We start from the raw sequence: 24,010 nt of genomic DNA, 5'->3' as shown, positions 1-24,010 counted from the left end.
CGGGCTCCTGCCTGGCCTTAACCATTGTCATGATTCCGCCTCATATCATCGGACTGCGCTCGACGGACCCCCAGCGGGGTGGTGGGAGCTGCAGCCGGGCGACGGTAGGGAGGGGGTAAGACCTCTCATTGGTCGCCCGCTGTTCAGCGACCGTCCGCCCTGGGGCCACCCCGGGCCACTAGTCATGTCGCGGGCGTTGCGCTGGCCCAGACCACTTGAACCGTCACTCAAGCCAACAGCGCGCGACGAGGAGAGACACAGCTGTGACCCGACGTACTCTGCGCATCGCCGCCGTGCTCGGCTCGGCCGGGATGCTCGGTGGGGCGTTCTTCGCCCAGGCCGTGGCGTCACCCCTGAAGAGCGAGCCGACCAGCCAGCCGCGACACGTCCTGCTCCTCTCGGTCGACGGCATGCACCAGTCGGACCTGGCGTGGTACGTCGCGGCCCACCCGAACTCGGCCCTGGCCCAGCTGGTCGACGCCGGCACCCAGTACACCCACGCCAGCACCACCATCCCGTCGGACAGCTTCCCCGGCATGGTCGCCCAGTTGACCGGCGGCAGCCCCGGCCTCACCGGCGTCTACTACGACGACGCCTGGAACGCGAAGCTGCTGCCCGCCGGCACCACGAACTGCAAGGGCGTCAAGCCCGGTGTCGAGATCGACTTCACGGAGGACCTGGACAAGAACAAGTCCAGCCCCGACGCGGGCGAGGGTCTGGGGGGCCTGCCGGGCTCGATCCTGCAGATGACGGGCTCCCCGCAGAAGCTGATCGACCCGAGCAAGCTGCCGGTCGACCCGAAGACCTGCAAGCCGGTCTACCCGCACTCCTACCTGCAGGCCAACACGGTGTTCGAGGTGGCCCAGAACGCGGGCCTGCGCACCGCCTGGTCCGACAAGCACGCCGCGTACGAGATCCTGAACGGCCCGACCGGCACCGGCATCGACGACCTGTTCACCCCGGAGATCAACTCCGACGCGAACGGGTACCCGGCCGGCAACGACTGGACCACGGACAACAAGGCCACCGAGCAGTACGACAACTACAGGGTGCAGGCCGTCCTCAACGAGATCGACGGCTTCAACCACCAGCACACCGACCGCGTGGGCACGCCGGCCATCTTCGGCATGAACTTCCAGGCAGTCTCCACCGCCCAGAAGCTCCCCTCCTCGGACGGCCTCCAGGGCGGCTACACCAACAAGAGCCAGCCCGGCCCGCTCGTGGTCAAGAACCTGGGCTTCGTCAGCGACGAGATCGGCCGCATGGTCTCCGAGCTGCGCAAGCGCCACCTGGACAAGACCACCACGATCATCCTCTCCTCCAAGCACGGCCAGTCGCCGACCGACCCGAACGCGCTCAACCGCATCGACGACGGCCCGCTGCTGGACGGGCTGAACGCCGCCTGGAAGAAGACCCACCCCAAGGCCGCTCCGCTGGTCGCCCACGCGGTGGACGACGACGGCATGCTGATCTGGCTGAGCGACCGCTCCAAGGCGGCCACGGACTTCGCCAAGGCGTACCTGCTCGCGCAGCACGGCAACGGCACGGACATCAACAAGGCCCCCAAGGCGTTCGCCCACAGCGGCCTGGAAACGGTCTACGCGGGCGCGGCGGCGGCCAAGTACTTCGGCGTGAAGCCCGGTGACGCGCGGGTCCCGGACATCTTCGGGATCTCCCAGTACGGCGTCGTCTACACCGGCGGCACCAAGAAGGTCGCCGAGCACGGCGGCGCCCACTCGGACGACCTGAACGTCCCGCTGGTCATCAGCGGCGCGGGCGTCCCGACCAAGGTCGTCGACGGCGCCCCGGTCGAGACCAAGCAGATCGCCCCGACGATCCTCTCCATCCTCGGCCTCGACCCCGCCTCACTCGTCGCGGTCGACAAGCAGCACACCGAGGACCTCCCGATCCGCTGACCTGCGCTCCCGCAGGTCGTTGCGCTACCTGCGGGTGCTTCGGAAGGGCTACGGCTCCGCCCAGGTGAGGAGCATGAGTGCGGCGTCGTCGCGGAGGGGGCCGCCGGTGGTGTGGGTGACGTCGGTGTGGAGGGCGGTCAGGCCGGCGGTGAGGTCGGGGCCGGAAGGCCCCAGCAGCTCGGGGACGCGCGACATCAGCGGATAGAACGCGCCGTCCGCGCCCCGGGCCTCGGCGACGCCGTCGGTGTAGAGGAGGAGGCGGTCCCCGGGGGCGAGGCGTTCCAGCCAGGGCTGGGGCTTGCCGTCCGCCAGACGGGCCAGGCCGAGCGGGACCCACGGGTCCGGAGGTTCCAGCACCGTCGCCGCACCGTCGGCGCACACCCGCAGCGGCGGGACGTGGCCGCAGTGGAACAGCTCGATGGTGTCCGGCGGCAGGAACTGCACCAGCAGCGCCGTGGTGAACTCGCCCACCTCCGCGTGGCGGGCCACGCTCCGCTCCAGCCGTTCGGCGACCCCGCTCAGCTCCGGTTCGTCGCAGACGGACTCGCGGAACGCGCCCAGCACCACCGAGGCCATCCGCACGGCCGGCAGGCCCTTGCCCCGGACGTCACCGATCAGCGCGCGTACGCCGAACGGGGTGTCCAGCACCGCGTAGAGGTCGCCGCCGATCTGGGCCAGGTCGACCGCCGAGACGTAGCGCGCGGCCACCCGGACCGGGCCGACGCGGGGTTCCGGCGGGGGCAGCAGGGCCAGCTGCGCAGCCTCGGCGACCGTCCGGACGGCCACCATGTGCCGGGTCCTGACGATCCGGAAGTGGGAGATGAACACGGCCGCCAGGGTGAGCGCGGCATACGCGATCAGCGTGCCCTCGAAGAGCCGACGTGCCTCCGCGTCGCCGAGACCGTCGTAGTGGGTGAGCCCGACCATCAGCAGCAGGCAGCTGCTGGCGACCACCTCCAGCGGGTACAGCAGCAGCGCCGCCAACGGCGGGACCACCGACATCAGCGAGGCCAGGTAGGTGTCCTGACCCGCCAGCAGATCGGCGGCGCAGACGCCCGCCATCGCCCCGCCGATCGGCAGCAGCCGCTGCCACAGCGGCAGCCCGAGCAGCGTGCCGCCCTCGTCGAGCGCGAGGCCGGCCGACGGAGCGTGGGCGCCCGCCTGGTCGTCGGGCCGATTGCTCGTCACAGACCGAATTTATCGGAACGCCCTGTAAGCAACACGTTTGGATCACGGCGGGGCAACTGCCGGGCCGGCCCGGCACCACCCGGAAGGAGGCGATTGATCCGGAAATATGGCAGAAAGGGGAATGACGTCCACTCGCCGGGAGGCCTCACCATGTCCGCAGCGGCCGCGCCTCCCCCGCGCCCGCCGTTGCGACCGCCCGCCCCTGTGGTGCGCACCCACCGCTGGCGCACCTGCTTCCTCGTGGGCTTCGCGCTCTGGGCGGCCAGCGTGGGCGTCACCTACTGGACCGACAACCACAACCTGCTGCCGACCGTGGTGCTGCTCGGCAGCTTCCTGGTGCCGGGCAGTTTCGTGGTCTGGGCACACGAGCGGTACGGGCAGGACCTGGGCACCGACCGGATCGCGGCCTGCTTCGCCGTCGGCGGGGTCATCGGCGTGCTGGGCGCGTCGCTGCTGGAGTACTACCTGCTCAAGTCCTCGGTCTGGCTCTACCTCGGCGTCGGGCTGATCGAGGAGGCGGTCAAGGCCTGGGCGCTGATCCTGCTGACGCGGCGGATCCCGGCGGGCGGCGTCCGGCACGGCCTGGTGCTGGGCGCCACCGTGGGGTTCGGCTTCGCGGCCTTCGAGAGCGCCGGCTACGCCTTCAACGCGGTGCTGACCGAGCACGGCTACTCGCTGCTGGACCTGGTCACCACGGAGATCCTGCGCGGCATCCTGGCGCCCGTCGGCCACGGCCTGTGGACCGCGATCCTGGGCGCCGTGCTCTTCCACGAGCGGCGCGGCGACGGGCGGTTCCGGATCAACGGGCGGGTGCTGCTCACCTATCTGGGCGTCTCGCTGCTCCACGCGCTGTGGGACAGCACCCACGGCATCGCCACCTGGATCGTCGGGCGGCTCACCGAGACGCACTGGCAGCGGACCGTCTTCGAGCTCGGCTACCTGCCCAGTCCGACGCACAACCAGGTGGAGCTCTTCACGGTGTTCTCCACGCTGGGCCTGGTGCTGGTCTCGTGCCTGGGGCTCGGCTGGCTCGGCGCCATCGTCCACCGGGCGCGGCGCGAGGGCGACCTGCCGCCGCGGCGCCCCCGTCGCCCACGCCCGCCGCTGCAGCCGCACCAGCGCTGGTACCGACCGCCGGACCGCTGAACCGACTGTTCCGCATGCTCGACGTGGCTCATCTCACTCCCGTCAAGCCCTACCTACGGTGGCGTAGGTCACTTCATGAGGTGAAGTATCGTCGCATGCCGACTTCGCGATCACCCCAGGAGACCCCAGAGATCACGTCCTACGTGGCCATCGGCGACAGCTTCACCGAGGGACTGAACGACCCCGGCCCCGACGGCGGGTTCGCCGGGTGGGCGGACCGACTGGCGCGCCTTCTGGCCGAGCAGCGCCCCCGGACCGGGTCCGGCCACTACGACCTGCGCTACGCCAACCTCGCCGTGCGCGGCCGCCTGCTCGACCAGATCGCCGCCGAGCAGGTGCCCCAGCTCGAGGCGATGCGGCCGGATTTGGTCAGCATCTGCGCCGGTGGGAACGACATCCTGCGGCCGGGCAGCGACCCGGACGACGTGGCCGAGCGCTTCGAGCGCGCCGTCACCCGGATCACCCCGCACGCGGACCACGTGCTGATCTTCACCGGCTTCGACACCCGGGACACCCCGGTGCTCAAGCACCTGCGCGGCAAGATCGCTACCTACAACGCGCACCTGCGCGCGATCGCGGACCGGCACGACCTCGCCGTCGCGGACGTCTGGGCACTGCGCTCGGTGCGGGACCGGCGCGCGTGGAGCGAGGACCGGCTGCACCTCTCCCCCGAGGGCCACGAGCGCGTCGCCCAGCTCGCCGCCCGCGCGCTCGGCGTCCCCGCCGGCGACCCGGAGGCGGACTGGCCGCCGGTCGCCCCGCACACCCCCGCGGAGCTGCGCCGGGAGAACATCCAGTGGGCCCGCGAGTTCCTGCTGCCCTGGGTCGGCCGCCGGCTGCGCGGCGAGTCCTCCGGCGACCACGTCGTCGCGAAGCGCCCGGAGCTGGAACTGCTCTGAGCCCAGGGGTCCTGCCCGCTCGTTCGGCATGCCCGCCGCCACACCTTCGGGTGGGGACGGCGGGCTTTCTGCTACCTGGAGCGACGGATCGTTACTCTCGGTGCGGATGGGATTTTCTTCGGCCTGCCCCCTGTACTCAGGTATACCCTAGGGGGGTATGGTGTTGTCATCATTGAACGATCCAACGAGCGAGCACGCCTTCAGGAGGCAGCCATGACCACCGCCGTCTTCACCGTTTCCGGGATGACCTGCGGCCACTGCGAGAAGTCCGTCTCCGAGGAGGTCGGCGCCCTGCCGGGCGTCCTCCAGGTCTCCGCCGACGCCAAGTTGGGCCAGGTCACCGTCGAGTCGGAGCAGCCGCTCGACGAGGACGCGGTCCGCGCCGCCGTCGACGAGGCCGGCTACGAGCTCACCGGTCGCCACGCCTGAGCGACGTCCCACGCGCCCACCGAAGGGAACGGCATGACCACGGCCACGCCCGGCATAGAACCGGCCGCCCAGCGGATCGAGCTCGCCATCGGCGGGATGACCTGTGCATCCTGCGCGGCCAGGATCGAGAAGAAACTCAACCGGCTGGAGGGTGTCTCCGCCACGGTGAACTTCGCGACCGAGAAGGCCAGCGTCGACTACGCCGGGGACGTGGCCGTCGCCGACCTGATCGCCACGGTGGAGAAGGCCGGCTACACCGCCGAGCCCCCGCCCCCGCCGGCCCCCGCGGCCGACGGGGCGGAAGGCGCCGAGGTCCCCTCCACCGAGGACGCCCGGGACGAGGAGACCTCCCGGCTACGGCAGCGCCTGCTGGTCACTGTGGCGCTCAGCATCCCGGTCATCCTGCTCGCCATGGTTCCGGCCTGGCAGTTCCGCAACTGGCAGTGGCTCTCGCTGACTCTGGCCGCGCCGGTCGTGGTCTGGGGCGGATGGCCGTTCCACCGTGCCGCCTGGACCAACGCCCGGCACGGCGCGGCCACGATGGACACCCTTGTCTCGGTCGGCACCCTGGCCGCCTTCGGCTGGTCCCTCTGGGCGCTCTTCTTCGGTGACGCCGGCATGCCCGGCATGCGCCACGGCTTCGACTTCAGTCTCTCCGGGCAGAACGCCTCCCAGGCCCTCTACCTGGAGACGGCCGCCGGTGTCACCGCCTTCATCCTGCTCGGCCGCTATCTGGAGGCCCGCGCCAAGCGGCGGGCCGGCTCGGCCCTGCGCGCCCTCCTGGAGCTCGGCGCCAAGGACGTGGCCGTGCTGCGCGGGGGCCGCGAACAGCGCATCCCCGTCAGTCGGCTCGTCATCGGCGACCGCTTCGTGGTCCGCCCCGGCGAGAAGATCGCCACGGACGGCGAGGTCGTCGAGGGCAGCTCGGCGGTCGACGCCTCGATGCTGACCGGCGAGTCCGTCCCGGTCGAGGTCGGCCCCGGTGACGCGGTCACCGGAGCCACCGTCAACTCCGGCGGCCGGCTCGTCGTCGAGGCGACCCGGGTCGGCGCCGACACCCAACTCGCCCGGATGGCGGCCCTGGTCGAGCAGGCCCAGACCGGCAAGGCGGCGGCCCAGCGCCTCGCGGACCGGATCTCCGCCGTCTTCGTCCCCGTCGTGCTGCTGATCGCCCTCGGCACCCTGCTCACCTGGCTCGCCATCGGTCACGGCGCCACCGACGCCTTCACGGCCGCGGTCGCGGTGCTGATCATCGCCTGCCCGTGCGCCCTCGGTCTCGCGACCCCGACCGCGCTCATGGTCGGCACCGGCCGCGGCGCGCAGCTCGGCATCCTGATCCGCGGCCCCGAGGTGCTGGAGAACACCCGCCGCGTCGACACCGTCGTGCTGGACAAGACCGGCACCGTCACCACCGGCAGGATGGCCCTGGTCGGCGTGCACGTCGCCGACGGCGTGGACAAGGACGAGGCGCTGCGCCTGGCGGCCGCGGTGGAACACGCCTCCGAGCACCCGATCGCGGCGGCGATCGCCGCGGCGGTCGACGAGCCCGCGCCGGTCGCGGACTTCGCCAACATCCCCGGACTCGGCGTGCAGGGCGTCGTCGACGGCCACGCGGTCATCGCCGGACGCGAACGCCTGCTGGCCGACCGGGCGATGCACCTGCCGGCCTCCCTGGCCGAGGCCAAGCGCGCGGCGGAGGCCGACGGCCGCACGGCCGTCCTCGTCGGCTGGGACGGCGCGGCCCGCGCCGTCCTGGAGGTCGCCGACCGCCCGAAGCCCACCAGCGCCGAGGCGATCGCCCGGCTGCGGACCCTGGGCCTCACCCCGGTCCTGCTGACCGGCGACAACGCGGCCGTGGCCCGCTCGGTCGCGGCGGAGGTCGGCATCGACGCCGACCGGGTCATCGCCGAGGTCCTCCCGGAGGACAAGGCCGGGGTGGTCGCCAAGCTCCAGTCCGAGGGTCGCGTGGTCGCCATGGTCGGCGACGGCGTCAACGACGCCGCGGCCCTAGCCCAGGCCGACCTCGGCCTCGCCATGGGCACCGGCACGGACGCGGCGATCGAGGCTGCGGACCTCACCCTCGTCCGCGGGGACCTGCGGTCGGCGGCGGACGCGATCCGCTTGTCGCGTCGGACGCTCGGCACCATCAAGGGCAACCTGTTCTGGGCCTTCGGCTACAACGTCGCGGCGCTGCCGCTGGCCGCGCTCGGCCTGCTCAACCCGATGATCGCGGGCGCGGCGATGGCCTTCTCCTCGGTCTTCGTCGTCACCAACAGCCTGCGGCTCCGCCGCTTCCAGGCCGAGGCCTGAGGTTGCACGACCTGATGGTGACGACGCGGCCCTGACCCTGCGTCAGCCGGTCCCGGACGGACTCGGTGAGCAGGACCCGCGAGCGGGCGGACCGTCGGGCGTGACGACGACAGTTCTGGCCATCTGTGCCCCCCACACCGAATCTGACTTCACGTGATTCCTGCCACGCGCCCTTTCGACCGCTTCGCACCGGGTCGCCCCACCCCGCCCCGGCGCGGGGCGGGACTGCGGGCGCACGCACGACCACGAACGGCGATGGGACCGCTCCCGACCGGCATATTCGGAGGTGGTGAGAGTGGCGTCACATAGGCGGACCGTAACTTCGTCAGGCCAACTTTGTGTTAGAACTCCAGAGCCGGGGTTCCGGCGGATCCCGGTGGACGGCCGCCGTCGCTGGGCGGCCGACAAGCGCACGGCGCGGGCGTGATCAGGGTGGTTGAGCGGCCTCCCCCGCGCCCCGCCGTGCGCGCACGCGCTCCCATGACACGAACGAACGGGCCCCCGCGGCCGCACACGGCGGCTGCAGGGGCCCGTTCGACGCTTCCAGGGCGGGGCGGGGCGTTACCGCGCCTCGATCGGGACGTAGTCCCGGATGACCTGGCCGGTGTAGATCTGGCGCGGACGGCCGATCTTGTTGGTCGGGTCGGTGATCATCTCCTGCCAGTGGGCGATCCAGCCGGGCAGCCGGCCCAGCGCGAACAGCACGGTGAACATGCTGGTCGGGAAGCCCATGGCCCGGTAGATCAGGCCGGTGTAGAAGTCCACGTTGGGGTACAGCTTGCGGGAGACGAAGTAGTCGTCCGTCAGCGCGTGCTGCTCCAGCTTCAGCGCGATGTCGAGCAGCTCGTCGGCCTTGCCCAGCTGCGAGAGCACGTCGTGCGCCGCGACCTTGATGATCTGGGCACGCGGGTCGAAGCTCTTGTAGACGCGGTGGCCGAAGCCCATCAGGCGGACGCCGTCCTCCTTGTTCTTCACCTTGCGGATGAAGGCGTCCACGTCGCCGCCGTCGGCCTTGATGCCCTGCAGCATCTCCAGCACGGCCTGGTTGGCGCCGCCGTGCAGGGGACCCCACAGGGCGTTGATGCCGGCCGAGATGGAGGCGAAGAGGTTGGCGTGCGAGGAACCGACCAGGCGCACCGTGGAGGTGGAGCAGTTCTGCTCGTGGTCCGCGTGCAGGATCAGCAGCTTCTCCAGCGCGCTGACCACGACCGGGTTGAGCTCGTACTCCTCGGCCGGGACGGCGAAGGTCATCCGCAGGAAGTTCTCGACGTACCCGAGGTCGTTCTTCGGGTAGACGAAGGGGTGGCCCTGGGCCTTCTTGAACGCGTAGGCCGCGATCGTCGGCAGCTTGGCCAGCAGGCGGACGGCCGAGAGGTAGCGCTGCTCGGCGTCGAACGGGTTGTGGCTGTCCTGGTAGAAGGTCGACAGCGCGCTGACGACGGAGGACAGCATGGCCATCGGGTGGGCGTCGCGCGGGAAGCCCTGGAAGAAGCGCTTGACGTCCTCGTGCAGCAGCGTGTGCTGGGAGATGTCGTGCTGGAAGATGCGCAGCTGCTCCGCGTTCGGGAGCTCACCGTTGATCAGCAGGTAGGCGGTCTCCAGGAAGGTGCCCTGCTCGGCCAACTGCTCGATCGGGTATCCGCGGTAGCGGAGGATGCCGGCGTCACCGTCGATGTAGGTGATCGCGGACTTGCAGGCGGCGGTGTTGCCGAAGCCGTTGTCCAGGGTGGTCAGGCCGGTCTGGCCGAGAAGCTTCGAGATGTCGAAGCCGTCGTTGCCGACGGTGGCCTCGGTCACCGGGTACTCGTACTCGCCGCCCTGGTAGCGGAGTACTACAGAGTTGTCGCTCACGTCTTCCCTCATCACCAGCGGAATGACCCCGTTCAAGGGTTCAAGGGGTGCCCTGACTCCCTCCTACCTTCCCCCAGGCGGGTTACACCTGTGCAGGCGGGGTGGCCCAAAAGAGCCTAAGGTCACAAAGAATCGGGCCATTCGCTTTCAAGTTCTGACAGCGGAACCTACCCCCGAGTCAGCCTATGGTCCAAAGCCGTGTGTCGGCGACCTGCGGAGACCGCACGAACGGCCTGGCCAAGGGCACGACGGGAGCCCACCAGCACCACCAGCTTCCTGGCCCGGGTGACGGCCGTGTAGAGCAGGTTCCGCTGGAGCATCATCCAGGCACTGGTGGTGATCGGGATCACAACGCACGGGTACTCGCTGCCCTGGGACCGGTGGATGGTCACGGCGTACGCGTGGGCCAGTTCGTCGAGCTCGTCGAAGTCGTAGTCGACGTCCTCGTCCTCGTCGGTGCGGACGGTGAGCTTCTGGTCCTCCGGGTTGAGGGCGGTGACCACGCCCACGGCGCCGTTGAAGACGCCGTTACTGCCCTTGTCGTAGTTGTTGCGGATCTGGGTGACCTTGTCGCCGACCCGGAAGGTGCGGCCGCCGAAGCGCCGCTCGGGACGGTCCGGGTGGGAGGGGGTGATCGCCGCCTGCAGCAGCGTGTTCAGGTTGCCCGCGCCCGCGGGACCGCGGTGCATCGGGGCCAGCACCTGTACGTCGCGGCCCGGGTCGAGGCCGAACCGCCGCGGGATGCGGCGGGCCACGACGTCGACGGTGAGGTCGGCGGTGCGCTCGGTGTCCTCCTCGGCGAAGAGGAAGAAGTCGGCCAGGCCCTCGGTGATCGGCGGGACGCCCTCGTTGATCCGGTGCGCGTTGGTGACCACTCCGGACTGCTGCGCCTGCCGGAAGATCCTGGTCAGCCGGACGGACGGGATCGGGCTGCCGGTCGCCAGCAGGTCGCGCAGCACCTCGCCCGCGCCGACGGAGGGGAGCTGGTCCACGTCGCCCACGAGCAGCAGGTGGGCGCCGGGCGCGACGGCCTTGGCGAGCTTGTTGGCCAGCAGCAGGTCGAGCATGGAGGCCTCGTCGACCACCACCAGGTCGGCGTCGAGCGGCCGGTCCCGGTCGTAGGCGGCGTCGCCGCCCGGCCTGAGCTCCAGCAGCCGGTGCACGGTGGCGGCCTCGCCGCCGGTCAGCTCGGCGAGGCGCTTGGCGGCCCGGCCCGTCGGCGCGGCCAACACCACCTTGGCCTTGCGGGCCAGCGCGAGGGTGACGATCGAACGCACCGTGAAGGACTTGCCGCAGCCGGGCCCGCCGGTGAGCACCGCGACCTTGTTGGTCAGCGCGAGCTTGACGGCGGCCTCCTGCTCGGGCGCCAGGTCCACCCCCGTCTGCCCGCGCAGCCAGCCGAGCGCCCGGGTCCAGTCGACGTCGGCGAAGGCGCCCAGCCGGTCGTCGGGCGCGCGCAGCAGCCGGCCCAGCTGGGCGGCGAGCGAGACCTCGGCGCGGTGGAACGGGACCAGGTAGATCGCGCTGACCGGGACGGCGCGCCCGGCCTCGTCCCGCTCGTCCCCCGGCACCTGCTCGCGGACCAGGCCCTCCTCCGCGACCAGCTCCGCCAGGCACTCGATGACCAGGCCGGTGTCGACGGCGAGCAGCTTGACCGCCTCGGAGATCAGCTGCTCCTCGGGGAGGTAGCAGTGGCCCTGGTCGGAGGACTGCGACAGGGCGTACTGCAGCCCCGCCTTGACCCGTTGCGGGCTGTCCTGCGGGATGCCGACGGCCTGCGCGAGCCGGTCGGCGGTCAGGAAGCCGATGCCCCACACGTCGGCAGCGAGGCGGTAGGGCTCGTTCTTCACCACGGAGATGGAGGAGTCCCCGTAGTTCTTGTAGATGCGCACGGCGAGGGAGGTGGAGACCCCGACGCCCTGGAGGAAGACCATGACCTCCTTGATCGCCTTCTGCTCCTCCCAGGCGGCGGCGATCAGCTTGGTGCGCTTGGGACCGAGCTTGGGCACCTCGATCAGCCGGGCGGGCTCGGCCTCGATCACCTCCAGGGTCCGCTCGCCGAAGTGGTCGACGATCCGCTCGGCCAGCCGCGGCCCGATGCCCTTGATCAGCCCGGAGCCCAGGTAGCGCCGGATGCCCTGGACCGTGGCGGGCAGCACGGTGGTGTAGTTCTCGACGGTGAACTGCTTGCCGTACTGGGGGTGGCTGCCCCAGCGGCCGTGCATCCGCAGGCTCTCCCCCGGCTGGGCGCCGAGCAGCGCGCCCACGACGGTGAGGAGCTCGCCCCCGCCGCGGCCGGTGTCGACGCGGGCGACCGTCCAGCCGGTCTCCTCGCTGGCGAAGGTGATGCGCTCCAGCACCCCCTCGACCACGGCCAGTTGGTTCATGAGCAGCACCGTAGCGGCTGGGACTGACAGTGTGGGAGGCGCCCAAATCTGTTCGAATCTGCTCGAAAGCGACCGGTATAAATTCTTTGCGACCGGGCCGCCCCGAGGGGGTCGAATTGTCAGTGGTGCGCGGAAGACTGTGGAACGGCTCACCGGACACAACCCACAGGAGCACTCCATGCTGAGCACCGAGTACACCCCGGGCACCCCGCGCTGGATCGACCTCGGCAGCCCGGACGTCAAGGCCACCGATGCCTTCTACACGTCCCTCTTCGGCTGGGAGAAGGAGGAGGCCGGGCCCGAGGCCGGCGGGTACGGCTTCTACCGCAGCGGGGGCAAGCGCGTCGGCGGCGTCGGCCCGCTGATGGACCCGAGCGCCTCCCCGGCCTGGACGATCTACTTCGGCAGCGACGACGCCGAGGCCACGGTCAAGGCGGTCGAGCAGGCCGGCGGCACGGTCCGCGTGCCCGCCATGGACGTCATGGGCTTCGGGCGGATGGCCCAGTTCACCGACCCGCAGGGCGGCGAGTTCGCCGTCTGGCAGCCGCTGGAGACCAAGGGCTTCGAGATCGTCAACGTCCCGGTCTCCGTCTCCTGGGCGGAGCTGCACACGGCCGACGCCGAGGCGGCGCGCGGCTTCTACACCGGCGTCCTCGGCTGGACGCTGACCGACAACGACATGGGCGAGTTCACCTACACCGTCACCTCGATGGGCAGTGAGGAGTCCTCCTTCGGCGGCCTGATGGGCCACTTCCCCGGCGAGACGGTCACCTTCTGGCTGCCCTACTTCGAGGTCGCGGACGTCGACGCCACGACGGCCAAGGCCACCGAGCTCGGCGCCACGGTGCTGATGGGCCCGGCCTCGCTCGAGGGTGTCGGCCGGATGTCCTCCCTGCGGGACCCGCACGGCGCGATGTTCTCCGTGATCAAGGGCGAGCAGCCGAGCTGACGCTCCCTCCGGGAAGAAGCGGTCGGGCGGCGCGGTTGTGGTCGATGGCCGAGGACTACCCTCGGCCACGGCAACACCGCGCCCTGATCGAAAGCCCCGGAGGATCGCATGAGCCTGTCCGACATCCCGCTGAAGACCCTGAACGGCGAGGCCACCAGCCTGGCCGACTACGCGGGCAAGGCCGTGCTGCTGGTCAACGTCGCGTCCAAGTGCGGCCTCACCCCGCAGTACGCCGGTCTGGAGCGGCTGCAGCAGGCCTATGCCAAGCGCGGCTTCACGGTGCTGGGGGTGCCGTGCAACCAGTTCGCCGGCCAGGAGCCCGGTTCGGCGGAGGAGATCCAGACCTTCTGCTCCACCAGCTACGGGGTGACCTTCCCGCTGCTGGAGAAGGCGGACGTCAACGGCGCCGAGCGGCACCCGCTCTACACCGAGCTGACCACGACGCAGGACGCGGCCGGCGAGGCGGGCGACATCACCTGGAACTTCGAGAAGTTCCTGCTCTCCCCCAAGGGCGAGGTCGTGGGCCGGTTCCGCCCGCGCACCGAGCCGGAGGCGCCGGAGCTCATCGCGGCGATCGAGGCCCAGCTGCAGGCCTGAACGCCTGTCCCGGGTGACACCCGCCGCGTAGGGTGATGATCATGACCGACGTCATCTTCCGGCGGGCCACCACCGCGGATCTACCCGCGATCGTCGCCATGCTCGCCGCCGACTCGCTCGGCGTCGGCCGCGAGTCGCCGGACGATCTGACTCCCTACGAGGAGGCCTTCGCCCGGGTCGACGCCGATCCGAACCAGCATCAGATCGTGGCCGAGCGGGCGGGCGAGGTGGTCGGCACGCTGCAGCTCACCGTCATCCCCGGCCTGTCGCGGCGCGGGGCGGTGCGGACGATCATCGAGGCGGTCCGCGTGCGCGGCGACCAACGCGGCAGCGGGCTGGGTACGGCGCTGATGGAGCACGCCGTCGCGGAGTCGCGCCGCCTCGGCGCCTCGCTGGTCCAGCTGACCAGCGACAACACTCGGGCGGACGCGCACCGCTTCTACGAGCGGCTGGGCTTCACCGGCTCGCACATCGGCTTCAAGCTCCCGCTGAGCTGATCAGGCCTGCTCGGCCGCGGGCTCCTCCTCGTTGCGCTGCACGGTGCCGGCGGTGCCGTCGGCCCGGTGCCACTCGGCGACCAGCTCGTCCTTGGTGCCGAACCGGACCAGATGGCGCCCGACGACACCCTCCAGTCGCTCCAGATCCTCGGCGGCGCCCTCGACGACGAGCAGCAGCGCGTCCGGGGTGGCCGTCATCGCGGCGGTGCCGAAGCCGAAGCTGAGCGAGCCCTGGCCGGTCTCCTCGTCCCAGTGGGTCTCGATCTTGCGGCTGAAGTGGGAGGCGAGCTGCTTGGCATAGCGGCCGGGGCGGTCGGTGGCGACGCGGGCGTGGGAGCGGGCCATGGGAATCCTCCAGAACGGGTGGCAGCCACGGCGGACCCCTGGCTGCTTAGGCGAGCCTAAGGCATAATGAGCTTGGCTCTCTATTGATTTCCCTCACCGGTCTCCCCGGACCCACTCGATATCCTGGCCTCCCCCCGACGCAGGAGCCCTTCCGTGACCGCCGCCGCACCCGAGCCGCCCCCCACCGAAGTGGAGCTCGCCGACGCAGTGATGCGCGCGAGCAAGCGCATGCGGAAGGCCACGTTCCACCGACTGGCTCCGCACGGGCTCACCCCGTCCCAGGGTCGCGCGCTGGACACCCTCGCCTGGAGCGGCGGTCGCGGCATCCGGCTGAACCAGCTCGCCGAGCGGCTGCGCATCGCCCCACGCTCGGCCACCACCGTCGTCGACGCCCTGGAGGCGGCCGGGCTGGTCACCCGCTCCCCCGACCCGGACGACCGCCGCGCCACCCTGCTCCACCTGACCACGCAGGGCGAGGAGGCGGTGGACCGGATCGCGACCGTGCGCCGCGAGGTGGCGGCCGAGTACTTCGGGCCGGTCAGCTCGGCCGAACGGGTGACGCTGCTGCGTCTGCTGCGCGTGGCGGAGGAGGCGTACGAGCAGGCCCATCCCCACCACGGGCCACACGGACGCGGTCCGCACGACCAGCACGGCCACCACCGGCCGCACGGCTCCCCGGCCACCGCAGCCGGCTGAGCGACGCGACCGCGATCCCGGAGATCACCAGCGCCGCCGCCGCACCCGAGAGCCAGGTCAGCGCCTCACCGCGGAGCAGCCAGGCCGAGGACATCCCGAAGACCGGCACCAGCAGCGAGAACGGCGCCACCACGGAGGCGTCGTGACGCCGCAACAGGTGCCCCCAGAGCCCGAAGCCGACCAGCGTCGCACCCCACGCGACATAGAGGAGCGACCCCACCGCGCTCGGGCTGAAGGTGGTCAGTGCCCGCAGATCCGCCCGCGGCCCCTCGGTGAGCAGCGACAGCACCGCCAACGGCAGCGGCGGCACGACGCTGACCCAGACCATCCAGCGCAGCGCGTCCGGCGGCGCCGCCTTCCTGGTGATGATGTTGGAGAAACCGAAGGCCGCCGCAGCACCCACCACCAGCGCGAACGCGGTCAGCGGCGCGGCCCCGCCGCGTGAGGCCTGGTCGAGTGCGGCGACGACCATGCCGGCGACCGCGACGCCCAGCCCGAGCAGCCGGCGCCCGCCGATCCGCTCCCGCAGCAGCACCGCGGCGAACCCCGCCGTGAAGATCGCCTGCCCCTGCTGGACGAGCGAGCTCAGCCCCGCCGGCATGCCCGCCTTCATCCCCTCGAAGAGCAGTCCGAACTGCAGCGCCCCCAGCACCACGCCGCCCGCCAGCACGTAGCGCCAGGGCACGCCCGGCCGGCCGACCAGGAACACCGCCGGCACGGCCGCGACCAGGAAACGCAACGCGGTGAAGAGCAGCGGCGGATAGTGGCTCAGCCCGGCATCGATGGCGACGAAGTTCACGCCCCAGATGGCGGCGACGAGGACGGCGAGTCCGAGGTGGCGACCAGTCATGCATCGAGGATCACGCGGCCGGTCTCTTCAGCACCAGCAAATTGTCCTTCAGTGAACCGTTCACGGATGCTGAACCGTCTGCACCGGCCCCGATCCGACGGCCCGTCACCCGCTTGCCCACAACGGTGGCAGCCGTACTGGTTCTCCCAAAAAATGCGGAATATGACGCTTCGTTCGTTGTCGGCCGCCGGCGCGCTGCTCGCCCTGCTGATCACCGCACCCCAGACCCAGGTCGCGGCCGCCGGAGCGCCGGACTCGACGGCGTTCCACGGCGCCTCCCGCGTGGGCGCCATCTTCGGCTCCTCCGCGGACCGCCCCAACCACCACTTCTGCAGCGGCTCCGTGGTCGCCAGCCCCACCCGCGACATCGTGGTGACGGCGGCCCACTGCGTGATCGCCCCCGGCACCGGTCGCGCCCGTGGCGGCCTGACCTTCGCGCCCGGCTACCACGACGGCGTTCGCCCGTTCGGCACCTGGTCCGTCGCCACGGTCGTGGCCGCCAGCGACTGGACCGTCCACGGCAGTCAGAACGCCGACGTCGCCTTCCTGATCATGCGTCCGGACTCCTCCGGCCGCCGGATCCAGGACGCGGCGGGCGCGGAGTCCCTCGCGTTCAACCCCGTCGCCGGCACGCCCGCCGTCGCCGTCGGCTACCCGAGCCGCACCGACCGCCCCGTCTACTGCGCCTCCCACCTGCGGCGCTTCAACGCTCACCAGCTCGAGTTCGACTGCCCCGGCCTCCCCGGCGGCACCAGCGGCGGCCCCCTCCTCGTCGGCACCGCCCGCGACGCCCACAACCACGGCGCGGTCGCCGGCGTGATCGGCGGCTACCAGGAGGGCGGCGACACGGACGACGTCTCGTACTCCTCGTACTTCGGCCCCGCCGTCGCCGCGGTGTACCGGGCGGCCGTGTCACGCGGGTGAGGAACCACGGGTCATCCCGAATCGGAGACGTAGGCTTCCCTGCATGATGGATCTGGGACGACTCCGCGCGCTCCACGCCGTGGCCGTGCACGGTTCCGTGGGGCGTGCGGCGACCGCGCTGGGGTTCACACCGTCGGCCGTCTCGCAGCAGATCAGCAAGCTGGAGCGGGAGACGCGGACCCCGCTGCTGGAGAAGCGCGGCCGGGGCGTCGTGCTGACCGACGCCGCGCAGGAGCTCGTGCGCACCGCGCAGACCGTCCTGGCACTGGTGGAGCAGGCCGAGGTGGGCCTGGAGGCCCGGCGCGGGCAGGTGGGCGGGCGGCTCTCGCTGGCCGCGTTCGCCACCGCCGCGCGCGGCCTGCTGCCGCCGGTCCTCGCCGAGCTGACCGCGGGCTACCCGGAGCTGGAACTGCGGGTGCTGGAGAGCGACCCGTATCTGATGGCCGATCTGGTCGCCCGCGGCGAGATCGACCTGGCGGTGGTGCAGGACTGGCCCAACACGCCGCTGGCCACGCCGGAGGGCGTCGCCCGCCGTCATCTGGGCCTGGACGTCGTCGACGCCGTCCTGCCGGTCGACCATCCGCTCGGCGCACGCGAGCTGCTCAGCGTCGGCGACCTGCTCGGACAGCGCTGGGTGAACACCCCGGCCGGGACCATCTGCCACGACTGGCTGATCCGCACCCTCCGCGAGGCCGGGGAGGAGCCGGACATCCGGTTCCAGGCCAGCGAGTTCGACACGCAGATCGCGCTGATCGGCGCCGGTCTCTGCCTCGGCCTGGTCCCGCGGCTCGGGCGCGCGCCGCTGCCGGCGGGCGTCGTCGCCCGGCCGATCGTGCCGGAGCCGACCCGCCGCGTCTCGGTGCTGTGGCGGGAGCACGCCTCGCGCCGCCCGGCGATCATCGCGGCCCTGGAGGCGCTGCGCCGGCACTGGCCGGAGCGCGCCGCGGCCCCCGAGCCGGCCCTGATCGCCGCCCAGCGCAGCTGAGGGGCCGGGCCAGGTGGGCGGTCAGCTGTTGGCGAGGCCGATGACCAGCCACATGAAGCCTGCCCCGGCCACGGTGCACAGCAGCGTCGAGCGCGATGGGTGCGGGCTGTGCGCCTCGGGGAGGATGTCCGAGGTCGCCAGGTACATCAGGAAGCCGCCGAAGAAGCCCAGGTAGAGCCCGACGACGTGCTCGGGGATGGTGAACGCCAGCGTGATCGCCGCGCCGGCGACCGGGGCGATCGCGTCGAGCGCCAGCAGGGTCACCGCGCGGCGCAGGTCGTTCCCGTACAGGCGGGTGATGGTGAAGGTGTTGTAGCCGTCGGCGAAGTCGTGGGCCAGCACCGCGACGGCCACCACGGCGCCGAAGCCGCTGTCGACCTGGAAGGCGGCGCCGATCGCGAAGCCGTCCATCAGGCTGTGCACGCAGAGACCGGAGGCGGCCGCGATGCCGAGCTTCTCGCTCCGCCCGTCCGGCGCCACCGCGCCTGCGAGGCCGTGGGCGTGACCGTGACCGCCGTGTTCGTGGGCCGCGTACTCGCCCTCGTGCGCGCGGTGGATCGCGACCGAGCGCTCGGCGATGTGCAGGACCAGGAAGCCGACCACGAACATCAGCAGCGCCTGCGGCACGCCCCACAGGTGCCGGCCCGCGGCGTCCAGCGCCTCGGGCAGCAGGTCGAAGGAGACGACGCCGAGCATCAGCCCGGCGGCCAGTCCGAGCAGCAGGTGCCTGCGGTCGCCGAACCGCCCGGCGACGAACCCGCCGAGGAGGGTCATCACGAAGGCCCCAGCGGCCACCAGTACCGGCATCGGCGCTCCCGAGGACCATGGGGCAGGCAGGGCTTGCGGACAGGCGAGGGCGGCGGCGCCCTGCCCAGTCGCCGCCGCCCTCCTTACGGGCCCACCCTCGGTGCCCTCGGCACCATCCTCACTGACGCCCCGTCCACCCGCGCGCCCACTGCTCCGCACGGGCGACAGCCCGCCACCGCGCCCGGAGGGACCGCGTCCTCAGCCGGCAGCTTCAGCCCTCCCCGGCCCTCGTCAGCCCTTGTCAGCCCTCGTCGGCCTCGGAGTAGACCTGCCAGAGCGAGGGCGCGCCCTGCGCCGCCCAGTCGCGGCCCACCGCCGCCACGTCGACCTCGCGTCCGCTCGACAGGCGGACGAACGGCCGCCCGTCCCGCAGCAGTTCCCAGTTGGCACCCGGGACGGACGCGACGATGACCGAGCCGAGGTACAGGCCCGCGTCGTGCCCCAACTCGGCCGCCTCCTGGGGGTCGTCGCGCCAACGCGGCGGCAGCTGGTCCAGCGTGGACAGCGACTCGGGGGTGTCGTCGAGCTCGAGCCCCTGGTCGGCGACCCGGCCCCGCAGCAGCGCGCACTCGCCGAGCATCTCGGCGAGGCTCCCGGGGTCGCCCACTCCCCCGGGGTACAACCCGGCGCGCGCCTCCGCGTCATCCCTGCGCGACCGCCATCGATCCAAGAACGGGAAGCCCATGCCTCAAGGGTGACACCGGAACCGCCCCGCGGGCCTCAGGGGCGCGGGAAACTTCCCTCGCCGAGTCCGCGGATCCACCGGGGCGGTGGGGTGGCGGGCCGGCTCAGCCGCCGAGCTCGGCGCCGAGGTGTTCCCGGATCAGCGCGCGCAGTTCACCGCCGTCGATCAGGCGCAGACCGGTGTACTCCGCGGCGGCCAGCACCGCGAGCGGGTGGAAGCTGCCGGTGGTGGCCCAGATGGCCGACTCCGCCCGCTCCTCCTCCATCACCTCCGCGACGTTGCGGACCGCCTCCGCGCCGACCACGGCCGGGCGGCGCGCGAGGCAGACCACGTGCGGGTGTTCGGCGAAGCCCGCGCCGTCGCCGTGGGCGATGGCGAGCAGGCCGTCGCGGCCGACCAGGCGGGCGTCCCAGTCGGGCAGGCCCATGGCGGCGAAGAGCTCCGAGGCCAGGCCCGCGAACTCGCCCGGGGAGAGCTCCTCCGGCAGCGGCGCCATGGGGCTGCCGACGCCGAAGGGGTTGACCGGCGCGGGGCCGTACGGGTCGGTGGTGAGGCGGCAGGGCAGCTCGCGCAGGCGGCGCAGCGCCTCGGCGTGGTCCACGGGCAGCAGGGTCCGCGCGTACAGGTCGGTCCGGCGCGCGTCGATGCTGAGCAGCGTCGTCTCGCCCGCCTCGGCGGTGACGACCCGTCCGTTCAGCACGATGCCGTCCAGGTGCGACTCGGTGTCCGCCGCGACCACGGCGTCCAGCGCACGCAGCGCCAGCCGGGCGACGAGCAGCAGGTAGCGCTCGACGCACTCCTCGCGGGGGCGCGGCACCGGGTCGACTCCGCCTGTGGCCTCGTCCGGCGAGACCCGGAAGTCGAGCGCGGGGGGCACGACACCCACGCCGGGCAGGACCAGGTCGATGACGGCGGTCCTGGTGAGCGGGCGGTAGCCGACGCGGGCCGGGACCTCCAGGCCGGGCAGCCGCCCGGCGGCGGCCAGCGCCCGCTCCAGCACGGACTCGACCGCGGCGGGCTCACCGTCCTCGTAGGCATGCCGGTACTCGACCAGGCGCTCGTTGTAGGCGCGCACCGCGTCCGCGCGCTCGCGCTCCTCGCGCTCGTAGGCGAGCCGGACCTCCTCGGCGCGGTCACGCAGCGTCCGTTCCTGCTCGCGGTACTCGCGCAGCGACCGCTGGTGGGCCAGCCGCGCCGAGGCGAGCTTCTGCTGGTAGCCGGGGTCGAGCAGCGGCTGACCGGAGCGCCCGGCGGGCGGTTGGCCGGGCTCGGGCTCGAAGTCGGCCCAGCGCGGCGGCTCGGAGACGGCGGTGGGCGGCAGTGGGCGCGGCGCGTAGTCGCGGCGCAGCGCGTCGAAGTCCACGGCGGGCGAGGGTTCCGCCGCCAGGTCCAGCAGCTCGCCGAGCCGCTGCTCGGCCGCCTCGGCCACCTCGGTGTACTGCTGCGCGAGCACCGCGCGCCGACGCCCCGTCACTTCGCCTTCCCCTCCACCGCGCCGCTCACGCCACAAGGGGCCAAGCATCTCATCGGCAAGTGTGTCCATGTCCCCGAACCGCCACACCACCACCCGACCGGCGAACCGCCACCGGTCGGACCGCCTCATTCGTCCAGGCGGTAGAGGGTGAGGAGCACGTTGACCGGCACCCCGTCCGGGTCGTGGGGCTCGGCCTCGAGCTCGTCGGCCAGCTGCCGCAGCCGGCGCCGGTAGGACTCCGCGCGGTCGGGGGACATCCGGTAGTCGGCGACCATCAGCAGCGGCCGGCGGCTCTCGTCGACGTCGTCCAGGTGGATCCGGCCGGAGCGCAGGGCTTTCACCAACTCCTGTTCGTAGGAGCTGAGCGCGGCCTGCACGACGTCCAGCGTCGCCTGCTGCCCTTCGCTCGAACCCGTCACGGTCCCGGCGATGAAGTCCGCGCCGAGCTGGATGCGGCGCTGGGCGACGGCATAGCGCTGTTCCAGGATCCCGGAGACGACGCGGGTCTCGGCGACGAGGATCAACCCGGCCTCCTCCAGGTGCTTGAGATGCCGGTACAGCTTGGTCTGCGGTTCCCCGAGTTCGGCGGCCAGCTCCTTGGCCGTCCAGGACCGCCGGTCCGCCCCGCTCATCGTCTGCAGGATGGCGATCCGGAGGGGATCGGCGAGCGCCTTCAGCGTCTCCACGTCCTCCACGATGCGCAGGTCCCGAGCTCCGTCCATGGCCCCTATCTTGCCAGGCGCTCACCCGTACGCCATCATTCACGTCATAGTGAACGTCATCGATTGCGAGAACGTTCACGCCACCCAGGAAGGGGAGGTCCTGCCATGACGCACGCACCAGCACGGACACGCAAACCGCCGGGGCGCCGGCACCCGCGCTGCCCCCGCTGCGCCGCAACTGGCGGTTCCAGCTGTTGTGGCTCGGCTCCGCCTCCGCGATGACCGGCCTCAACGCCGCCGACGTCGCGTACCCGCTCGTCATCCTGGCGCTCACCGGATCGCCCGCCTGGGCCGGCCTCTTCGGGGTGATCCAGGCCGCCGCGACCGTGCTGTGCGGGCTGCCCGCAGGCGTCCTGCTCGACCGCTGCGACCGGCGCCGCGTGCTGATCGCCGCCGAGGCGCTGCGCGTCGCGGCGAGCGGCTCCGTCGTCCTCGCCGCGCTGTTCGGCGCGCTGACGCTCCCCCACCTGCTGGCGGTCGCCGCCACCCTGGGCGCCGCGCAGCCGCTGGGCGGGGCGGCACGGATGCTGCTGGTGCGGACGGTGGTCGCCCCCGAGCAGCTGACCGCCGCGCTCACGCAGGACCAACTCCGGCTCAGCCTGGCCGAGCTGGCCGGTCCGCCGCTGGGCGGCGCGCTCTACGCCCTGGGGCGCGCGGTGCCGTTCGTGCTCAGCACCGTCGGCTTCGCGGTCTCGCTGGTGTGCGCCCTGTTCGTCCGCCCGCAGCAGCACAGCGCAGGCGATCCGGCCGCGTCCCTGCGCACCGTCTTCCACGGGATCCGCACGCTGTGGCAGGCGCCCACCCTCCGCATGGCCCTGCTGCTGGTGACCGCCCTGAACGCGTGCGGGGCGCCGATCTCGCTCGTCGTCATCTTCCGGCTGCACCAGCAGGCCACCCCGGCATGGGGCATCGGCGCGGCGCTGGCCGGCTCGGCCGTCGGCAGCCTGATCGGCGCCTCCCTCGTCGGCCTGCTGCACCGGAGCTTCCGTCCGGGCACCCTGCTCATCGGCCTCATCGCCCTGGAGGTCCCGGTCTTCGCCGCGCTGGCCCTCACCCGGGGCCCGTGGGCGACCGGCCTGCTGCTGATCGCGGGCGGACTCGGCGTGCCGGCCCTCAGCGTGCTGCTCGACGTGCTGATCTTCCGCCAGGTCCCCGACGCGCACCGGGGGCGGGCCATCGCGGCGACCATGACCGTGGTCGGCCTGGGCATCCCGCTGGGCACCGGCGCCGTCGGCCTGCTGCTCCAACTCCTGGGCGGTGTCGGCACCCTGTGGCTGCTCGCGGGCGTCCTCGGCACGGCCGCGCTGTGGGCGGCCGCCACTCCCGAGCTGCGCCGCGCGGTCTGGCCGTCCGCCGCCGCCTGACCGGGGGCCCGCCGCCCGAGGACCGCCCTACGACCGTCACCCACGCCCCGCAGTGCCTAGCGATCGAGGTCCGTGGGTATTCCACCCTGCGAAAGGACGGGCCGACGGACGGGTGACTGGATGATCGGCGATCTCTGGGTGCTGGTGACGCTGCTGGAGACCCCGGCCCGCGAGGGGGCCCCGGTCGAGGAACCGCGCATGCTCGCGCTGACCGAGGCGGAGACCGCGGAAGCGGACCGCGTCGACGGCCTGGTCCCGGTCGACCGGGTCGAGTGGGACGCCTGGCGCGCCGCCGCGGCGGCCTACCAGGCCACGATCGCCGACGCGGGCCGTCTGCTCACCCTCGCGGAACGCCGTGCCCATCGCGCCGCGGCGCGCCTGCTCCCCGGTGCCCGCCGCCGCGCCGCCCGCGCCGCCGAGAGCGGCGTGGAAACCGCGGCCGTCCAGTACGCGGCGGCCGTCCGCTCGGCCACCACCGGCTACTGGCCGATCCACTGCGAGATCCGGCGCCGCCTCGACTCCCAGACCGCGGCCGGGCGTTGGGTGGAGATCCGGTCCCGTTTCGCCGGCCGCGGCACCGAACCGGTCTGGGGCTGGTCGCTGCGCGAGATCGACCCCGAGGAGACGCCCGGCCTGGTCGAGCTGACCGTCTTCCGCTGGGACGGCGACCCGCCCGCGGGCCCGGCCGACCTCGTCTCCCCCGACCGCTTCGGCGCCCCGGACCTCGACCGGGAACTGCTACGCCTGCGCGCCGAGTGGACGGTCCGCCGCATCGTCTGGGACGAGCCCGCCCGGCTGCGGGTCGAGCAGGAGAACGGGGGCGTCCCGTTCGCCCTGTGGTGGCGCGCGGTGACGGCCCGCGTGGACGCCGCGGAGAAGGTGATCCCGCCGCGTTCCGCGGACGGCACCTTCTCGGCCGCGCCGGCGGCGACCCGGCACCGCCGTATCGAGGTGCTGCAGCTCCCCGAGTGACCGCTGCCCGCTGACCC

The 24,010-nt window shown here is 72.3% G+C and carries 21 protein-coding genes and 1 pseudogene; 13 read left to right on the top strand and 9 right to left on the bottom strand.

Annotation, left to right across the window (positions count from 1 at the left end):
• The first annotated feature begins 263 nt into the window (after positions 1–263).
• Complete coding sequence (locus DN069_RS05050; protein WP_243638913.1) at positions 264–1,916, top strand: alkaline phosphatase family protein; 1,653 nt, start codon at positions 264–266, stop codon at positions 1,914–1,916.
• 48 nt (positions 1,917–1,964) lie between these two features.
• Here the strand turns inward: DN069_RS05050 and DN069_RS05045 are convergent, their stop codons facing one another.
• Entirely contained in the window at positions 1,965–3,104 is a 1,140-nt protein-coding gene (locus DN069_RS05045; RefSeq protein ID WP_111499597.1) for a PP2C family protein-serine/threonine phosphatase, read from the bottom strand.
• Between the two features lie 150 nt (positions 3,105–3,254).
• Between DN069_RS05045 and DN069_RS05040 the strand changes: the two genes are divergently transcribed.
• The 4 genes from DN069_RS05040 (at position 3,255) to DN069_RS05025 (ending at position 7,888) form a co-directional block, all read left to right on the top strand.
• Positions 3,255–4,250 (top strand): PrsW family intramembrane metalloprotease, encoded by a 996-nt coding sequence (locus DN069_RS05040; protein WP_111499596.1) that lies wholly within the window; start codon positions 3,255–3,257, stop codon positions 4,248–4,250.
• A gap of 95 nt (positions 4,251–4,345) precedes the next feature.
• On the top strand, positions 4,346–5,149 hold the full coding sequence (locus tag DN069_RS05035; RefSeq protein WP_111499595.1) for an SGNH/GDSL hydrolase family protein: 804 nt from the start codon (positions 4,346–4,348) through the stop codon (positions 5,147–5,149).
• 213 nt (positions 5,150–5,362) lie between these two features.
• Entirely contained in the window at positions 5,363–5,578 is a 216-nt protein-coding gene (locus DN069_RS05030; protein ID WP_111499594.1) for a heavy-metal-associated domain-containing protein, read from the top strand.
• 33 nt (positions 5,579–5,611) lie between these two features.
• Positions 5,612–7,888, top strand: a complete 2,277-nt coding sequence (locus DN069_RS05025; protein WP_111499593.1) for a heavy metal translocating P-type ATPase — start codon at positions 5,612–5,614, stop codon at positions 7,886–7,888.
• 561 nt (positions 7,889–8,449) lie between these two features.
• Here DN069_RS05025 and DN069_RS05020 read toward each other — a convergent pair.
• Together DN069_RS05020 and recD2 are read right to left on the bottom strand one after the other, a co-directional pair.
• Positions 8,450–9,739, bottom strand: a complete 1,290-nt coding sequence (locus DN069_RS05020; RefSeq protein WP_207892050.1) for a citrate synthase — start codon at positions 9,737–9,739, stop codon at positions 8,450–8,452.
• A 167-nt stretch (positions 9,740–9,906) separates the two neighbouring features.
• Entirely contained in the window at positions 9,907–12,126 is a 2,220-nt protein-coding gene (gene recD2, locus DN069_RS05015; protein ID WP_111499592.1) for an SF1B family DNA helicase RecD2, read from the bottom strand.
• Positions 12,127–12,304: 178 nt separating this feature from the next.
• Between recD2 and DN069_RS05010 the strand changes: the two genes are divergently transcribed.
• The 3 genes from DN069_RS05010 to DN069_RS05000 all read left to right on the top strand — a co-directional run bounded on the left by DN069_RS05010 (position 12,305) and on the right by DN069_RS05000 (position 14,169).
• Positions 12,305–13,075 (top strand): VOC family protein, encoded by a 771-nt coding sequence (locus DN069_RS05010; protein ID WP_111499591.1) that lies wholly within the window; start codon positions 12,305–12,307, stop codon positions 13,073–13,075.
• 108 nt (positions 13,076–13,183) lie between these two features.
• Positions 13,184–13,672, top strand: coding sequence for a glutathione peroxidase (locus DN069_RS05005; protein WP_111499590.1), 489 nt, complete (start codon positions 13,184–13,186; stop codon positions 13,670–13,672).
• A gap of 41 nt (positions 13,673–13,713) precedes the next feature.
• Positions 13,714–14,169, top strand: a complete 456-nt coding sequence (locus tag DN069_RS05000) for a GNAT family N-acetyltransferase (protein ID WP_111499609.1) — start codon at positions 13,714–13,716, stop codon at positions 14,167–14,169.
• Here DN069_RS05000 and DN069_RS04995 read toward each other — a convergent pair whose 3' ends face one another.
• Entirely contained in the window at positions 14,170–14,514 is a 345-nt protein-coding gene (locus DN069_RS04995; protein WP_111499589.1) for a DUF2218 domain-containing protein, read from the bottom strand.
• Positions 14,515–14,724: 210 nt separating this feature from the next.
• Here DN069_RS04995 and DN069_RS41310 point away from each other — a divergent pair.
• Positions 14,725–14,976: pseudogene (locus DN069_RS41310) on the top strand (MarR family winged helix-turn-helix transcriptional regulator); the annotation flags it as partial.
• Between the two features lie 76 nt (positions 14,977–15,052).
• Here DN069_RS41310 and DN069_RS04985 read toward each other — a convergent pair.
• Positions 15,053–16,060 (bottom strand): EamA family transporter, encoded by a 1,008-nt coding sequence (locus tag DN069_RS04985; protein WP_111499588.1) that lies wholly within the window; start codon positions 16,058–16,060, stop codon positions 15,053–15,055.
• Between the two features lie 162 nt (positions 16,061–16,222).
• On the opposite strand from DN069_RS04985, the gene DN069_RS04980 reads away from it, so the two are divergent.
• Both DN069_RS04980 and DN069_RS04975 read left to right on the top strand, forming a co-directional pair.
• The gene (locus DN069_RS04980) at positions 16,223–16,984 is read left to right on the top strand and encodes a trypsin-like serine peptidase (RefSeq protein ID WP_165845375.1); all 762 of its coding nucleotides are present in this window, start codon (positions 16,223–16,225) and stop codon (positions 16,982–16,984) included.
• Positions 16,985–17,027: 43 nt separating this feature from the next.
• Positions 17,028–17,969 (top strand): LysR family transcriptional regulator, encoded by a 942-nt coding sequence (locus DN069_RS04975; protein ID WP_111499586.1) that lies wholly within the window; start codon positions 17,028–17,030, stop codon positions 17,967–17,969.
• Positions 17,970–17,990: 21 nt separating this feature from the next.
• Here the strand turns inward: DN069_RS04975 and DN069_RS04970 are convergent, their stop codons facing one another.
• From DN069_RS04970 to DN069_RS04955, 4 genes are all read right to left on the bottom strand, one after another.
• Complete coding sequence (locus tag DN069_RS04970) at positions 17,991–18,776, bottom strand: ZIP family metal transporter (RefSeq protein ID WP_111499585.1); 786 nt, start codon at positions 18,774–18,776, stop codon at positions 17,991–17,993.
• Between the two features lie 241 nt (positions 18,777–19,017).
• Positions 19,018–19,461, bottom strand: coding sequence for a DUF6278 family protein (locus tag DN069_RS04965; protein ID WP_111499584.1), 444 nt, complete (start codon positions 19,459–19,461; stop codon positions 19,018–19,020).
• Between the two features lie 103 nt (positions 19,462–19,564).
• Positions 19,565–20,935 carry a restriction endonuclease gene (locus DN069_RS04960; RefSeq protein ID WP_133259828.1) on the bottom strand — a complete coding sequence of 457 codons (1,371 nt, stop codon included), beginning with the start codon at positions 20,933–20,935 and terminating at the stop codon, positions 19,565–19,567.
• A gap of 125 nt (positions 20,936–21,060) precedes the next feature.
• Positions 21,061–21,657 (bottom strand): ArsR/SmtB family transcription factor, encoded by a 597-nt coding sequence (locus DN069_RS04955; protein WP_111499582.1) that lies wholly within the window; start codon positions 21,655–21,657, stop codon positions 21,061–21,063.
• 62 nt (positions 21,658–21,719) lie between these two features.
• On the opposite strand from DN069_RS04955, the gene DN069_RS04950 reads away from it, so the two are divergent.
• Together DN069_RS04950 and DN069_RS04945 are read left to right on the top strand one after the other, a co-directional pair.
• The gene (locus DN069_RS04950; protein WP_111499581.1) at positions 21,720–23,021 is read left to right on the top strand and encodes an MFS transporter; all 1,302 of its coding nucleotides are present in this window, start codon (positions 21,720–21,722) and stop codon (positions 23,019–23,021) included.
• Between the two features lie 120 nt (positions 23,022–23,141).
• Positions 23,142–23,993, top strand: a complete 852-nt coding sequence (locus DN069_RS04945; RefSeq protein ID WP_111499580.1) for a hypothetical protein — start codon at positions 23,142–23,144, stop codon at positions 23,991–23,993.
• The last annotated feature ends 17 nt before the right edge of the window (positions 23,994–24,010 follow it).

This window comes from Streptacidiphilus pinicola (genome assembly GCF_003258295.1).
In the GTDB taxonomy this organism is placed as follows: Bacteria; Actinomycetota; Actinomycetes; order Streptomycetales; family Streptomycetaceae; genus Streptacidiphilus; species Streptacidiphilus pinicola.
Note: the sequence above shows the minus strand (reverse complement) of the source record. Positions and strands in the feature narration are given on the sequence as shown.

Coding starts and splice junctions, on each gene's coding strand:
- DN069_RS04985 (WP_111499588.1), bottom strand. CDS start 16,060: ATGACTGGTCGCCACCTCGGACTCGCCGTCCTCGTCGCCGCCATCTGG.
- DN069_RS05040 (WP_111499596.1), top strand. CDS start 3,255: ATGTCCGCAGCGGCCGCGCCTCCCCCGCGCCCGCCGTTGCGACCGCCC.
- DN069_RS04995 (WP_111499589.1), bottom strand. CDS start 14,514: ATGGCCCGCTCCCACGCCCGCGTCGCCACCGACCGCCCCGGCCGCTAT.
- DN069_RS04945 (WP_111499580.1), top strand. CDS start 23,142: ATGATCGGCGATCTCTGGGTGCTGGTGACGCTGCTGGAGACCCCGGCC.
- DN069_RS05005 (WP_111499590.1), top strand. CDS start 13,184: ATGAGCCTGTCCGACATCCCGCTGAAGACCCTGAACGGCGAGGCCACC.
- DN069_RS04965 (WP_111499584.1), bottom strand. CDS start 19,461: ATGGGCTTCCCGTTCTTGGATCGATGGCGGTCGCGCAGGGATGACGCG.
- DN069_RS05010 (WP_111499591.1), top strand. CDS start 12,305: ATGCTGAGCACCGAGTACACCCCGGGCACCCCGCGCTGGATCGACCTC.
- DN069_RS04980 (WP_165845375.1), top strand. CDS start 16,223: ATGACGCTTCGTTCGTTGTCGGCCGCCGGCGCGCTGCTCGCCCTGCTG.
- DN069_RS04975 (WP_111499586.1), top strand. CDS start 17,028: ATGATGGATCTGGGACGACTCCGCGCGCTCCACGCCGTGGCCGTGCAC.
- DN069_RS05030 (WP_111499594.1), top strand. CDS start 5,363: ATGACCACCGCCGTCTTCACCGTTTCCGGGATGACCTGCGGCCACTGC.
- DN069_RS05035 (WP_111499595.1), top strand. CDS start 4,346: ATGCCGACTTCGCGATCACCCCAGGAGACCCCAGAGATCACGTCCTAC.
- DN069_RS05025 (WP_111499593.1), top strand. CDS start 5,612: ATGACCACGGCCACGCCCGGCATAGAACCGGCCGCCCAGCGGATCGAG.
- recD2 (WP_111499592.1), bottom strand. CDS start 12,126: ATGAACCAACTGGCCGTGGTCGAGGGGGTGCTGGAGCGCATCACCTTC.
- DN069_RS04955 (WP_111499582.1), bottom strand. CDS start 21,657: ATGGACGGAGCTCGGGACCTGCGCATCGTGGAGGACGTGGAGACGCTG.
- DN069_RS04970 (WP_111499585.1), bottom strand. CDS start 18,776: ATGCCGGTACTGGTGGCCGCTGGGGCCTTCGTGATGACCCTCCTCGGC.
- DN069_RS05000 (WP_111499609.1), top strand. CDS start 13,714: ATGACCGACGTCATCTTCCGGCGGGCCACCACCGCGGATCTACCCGCG.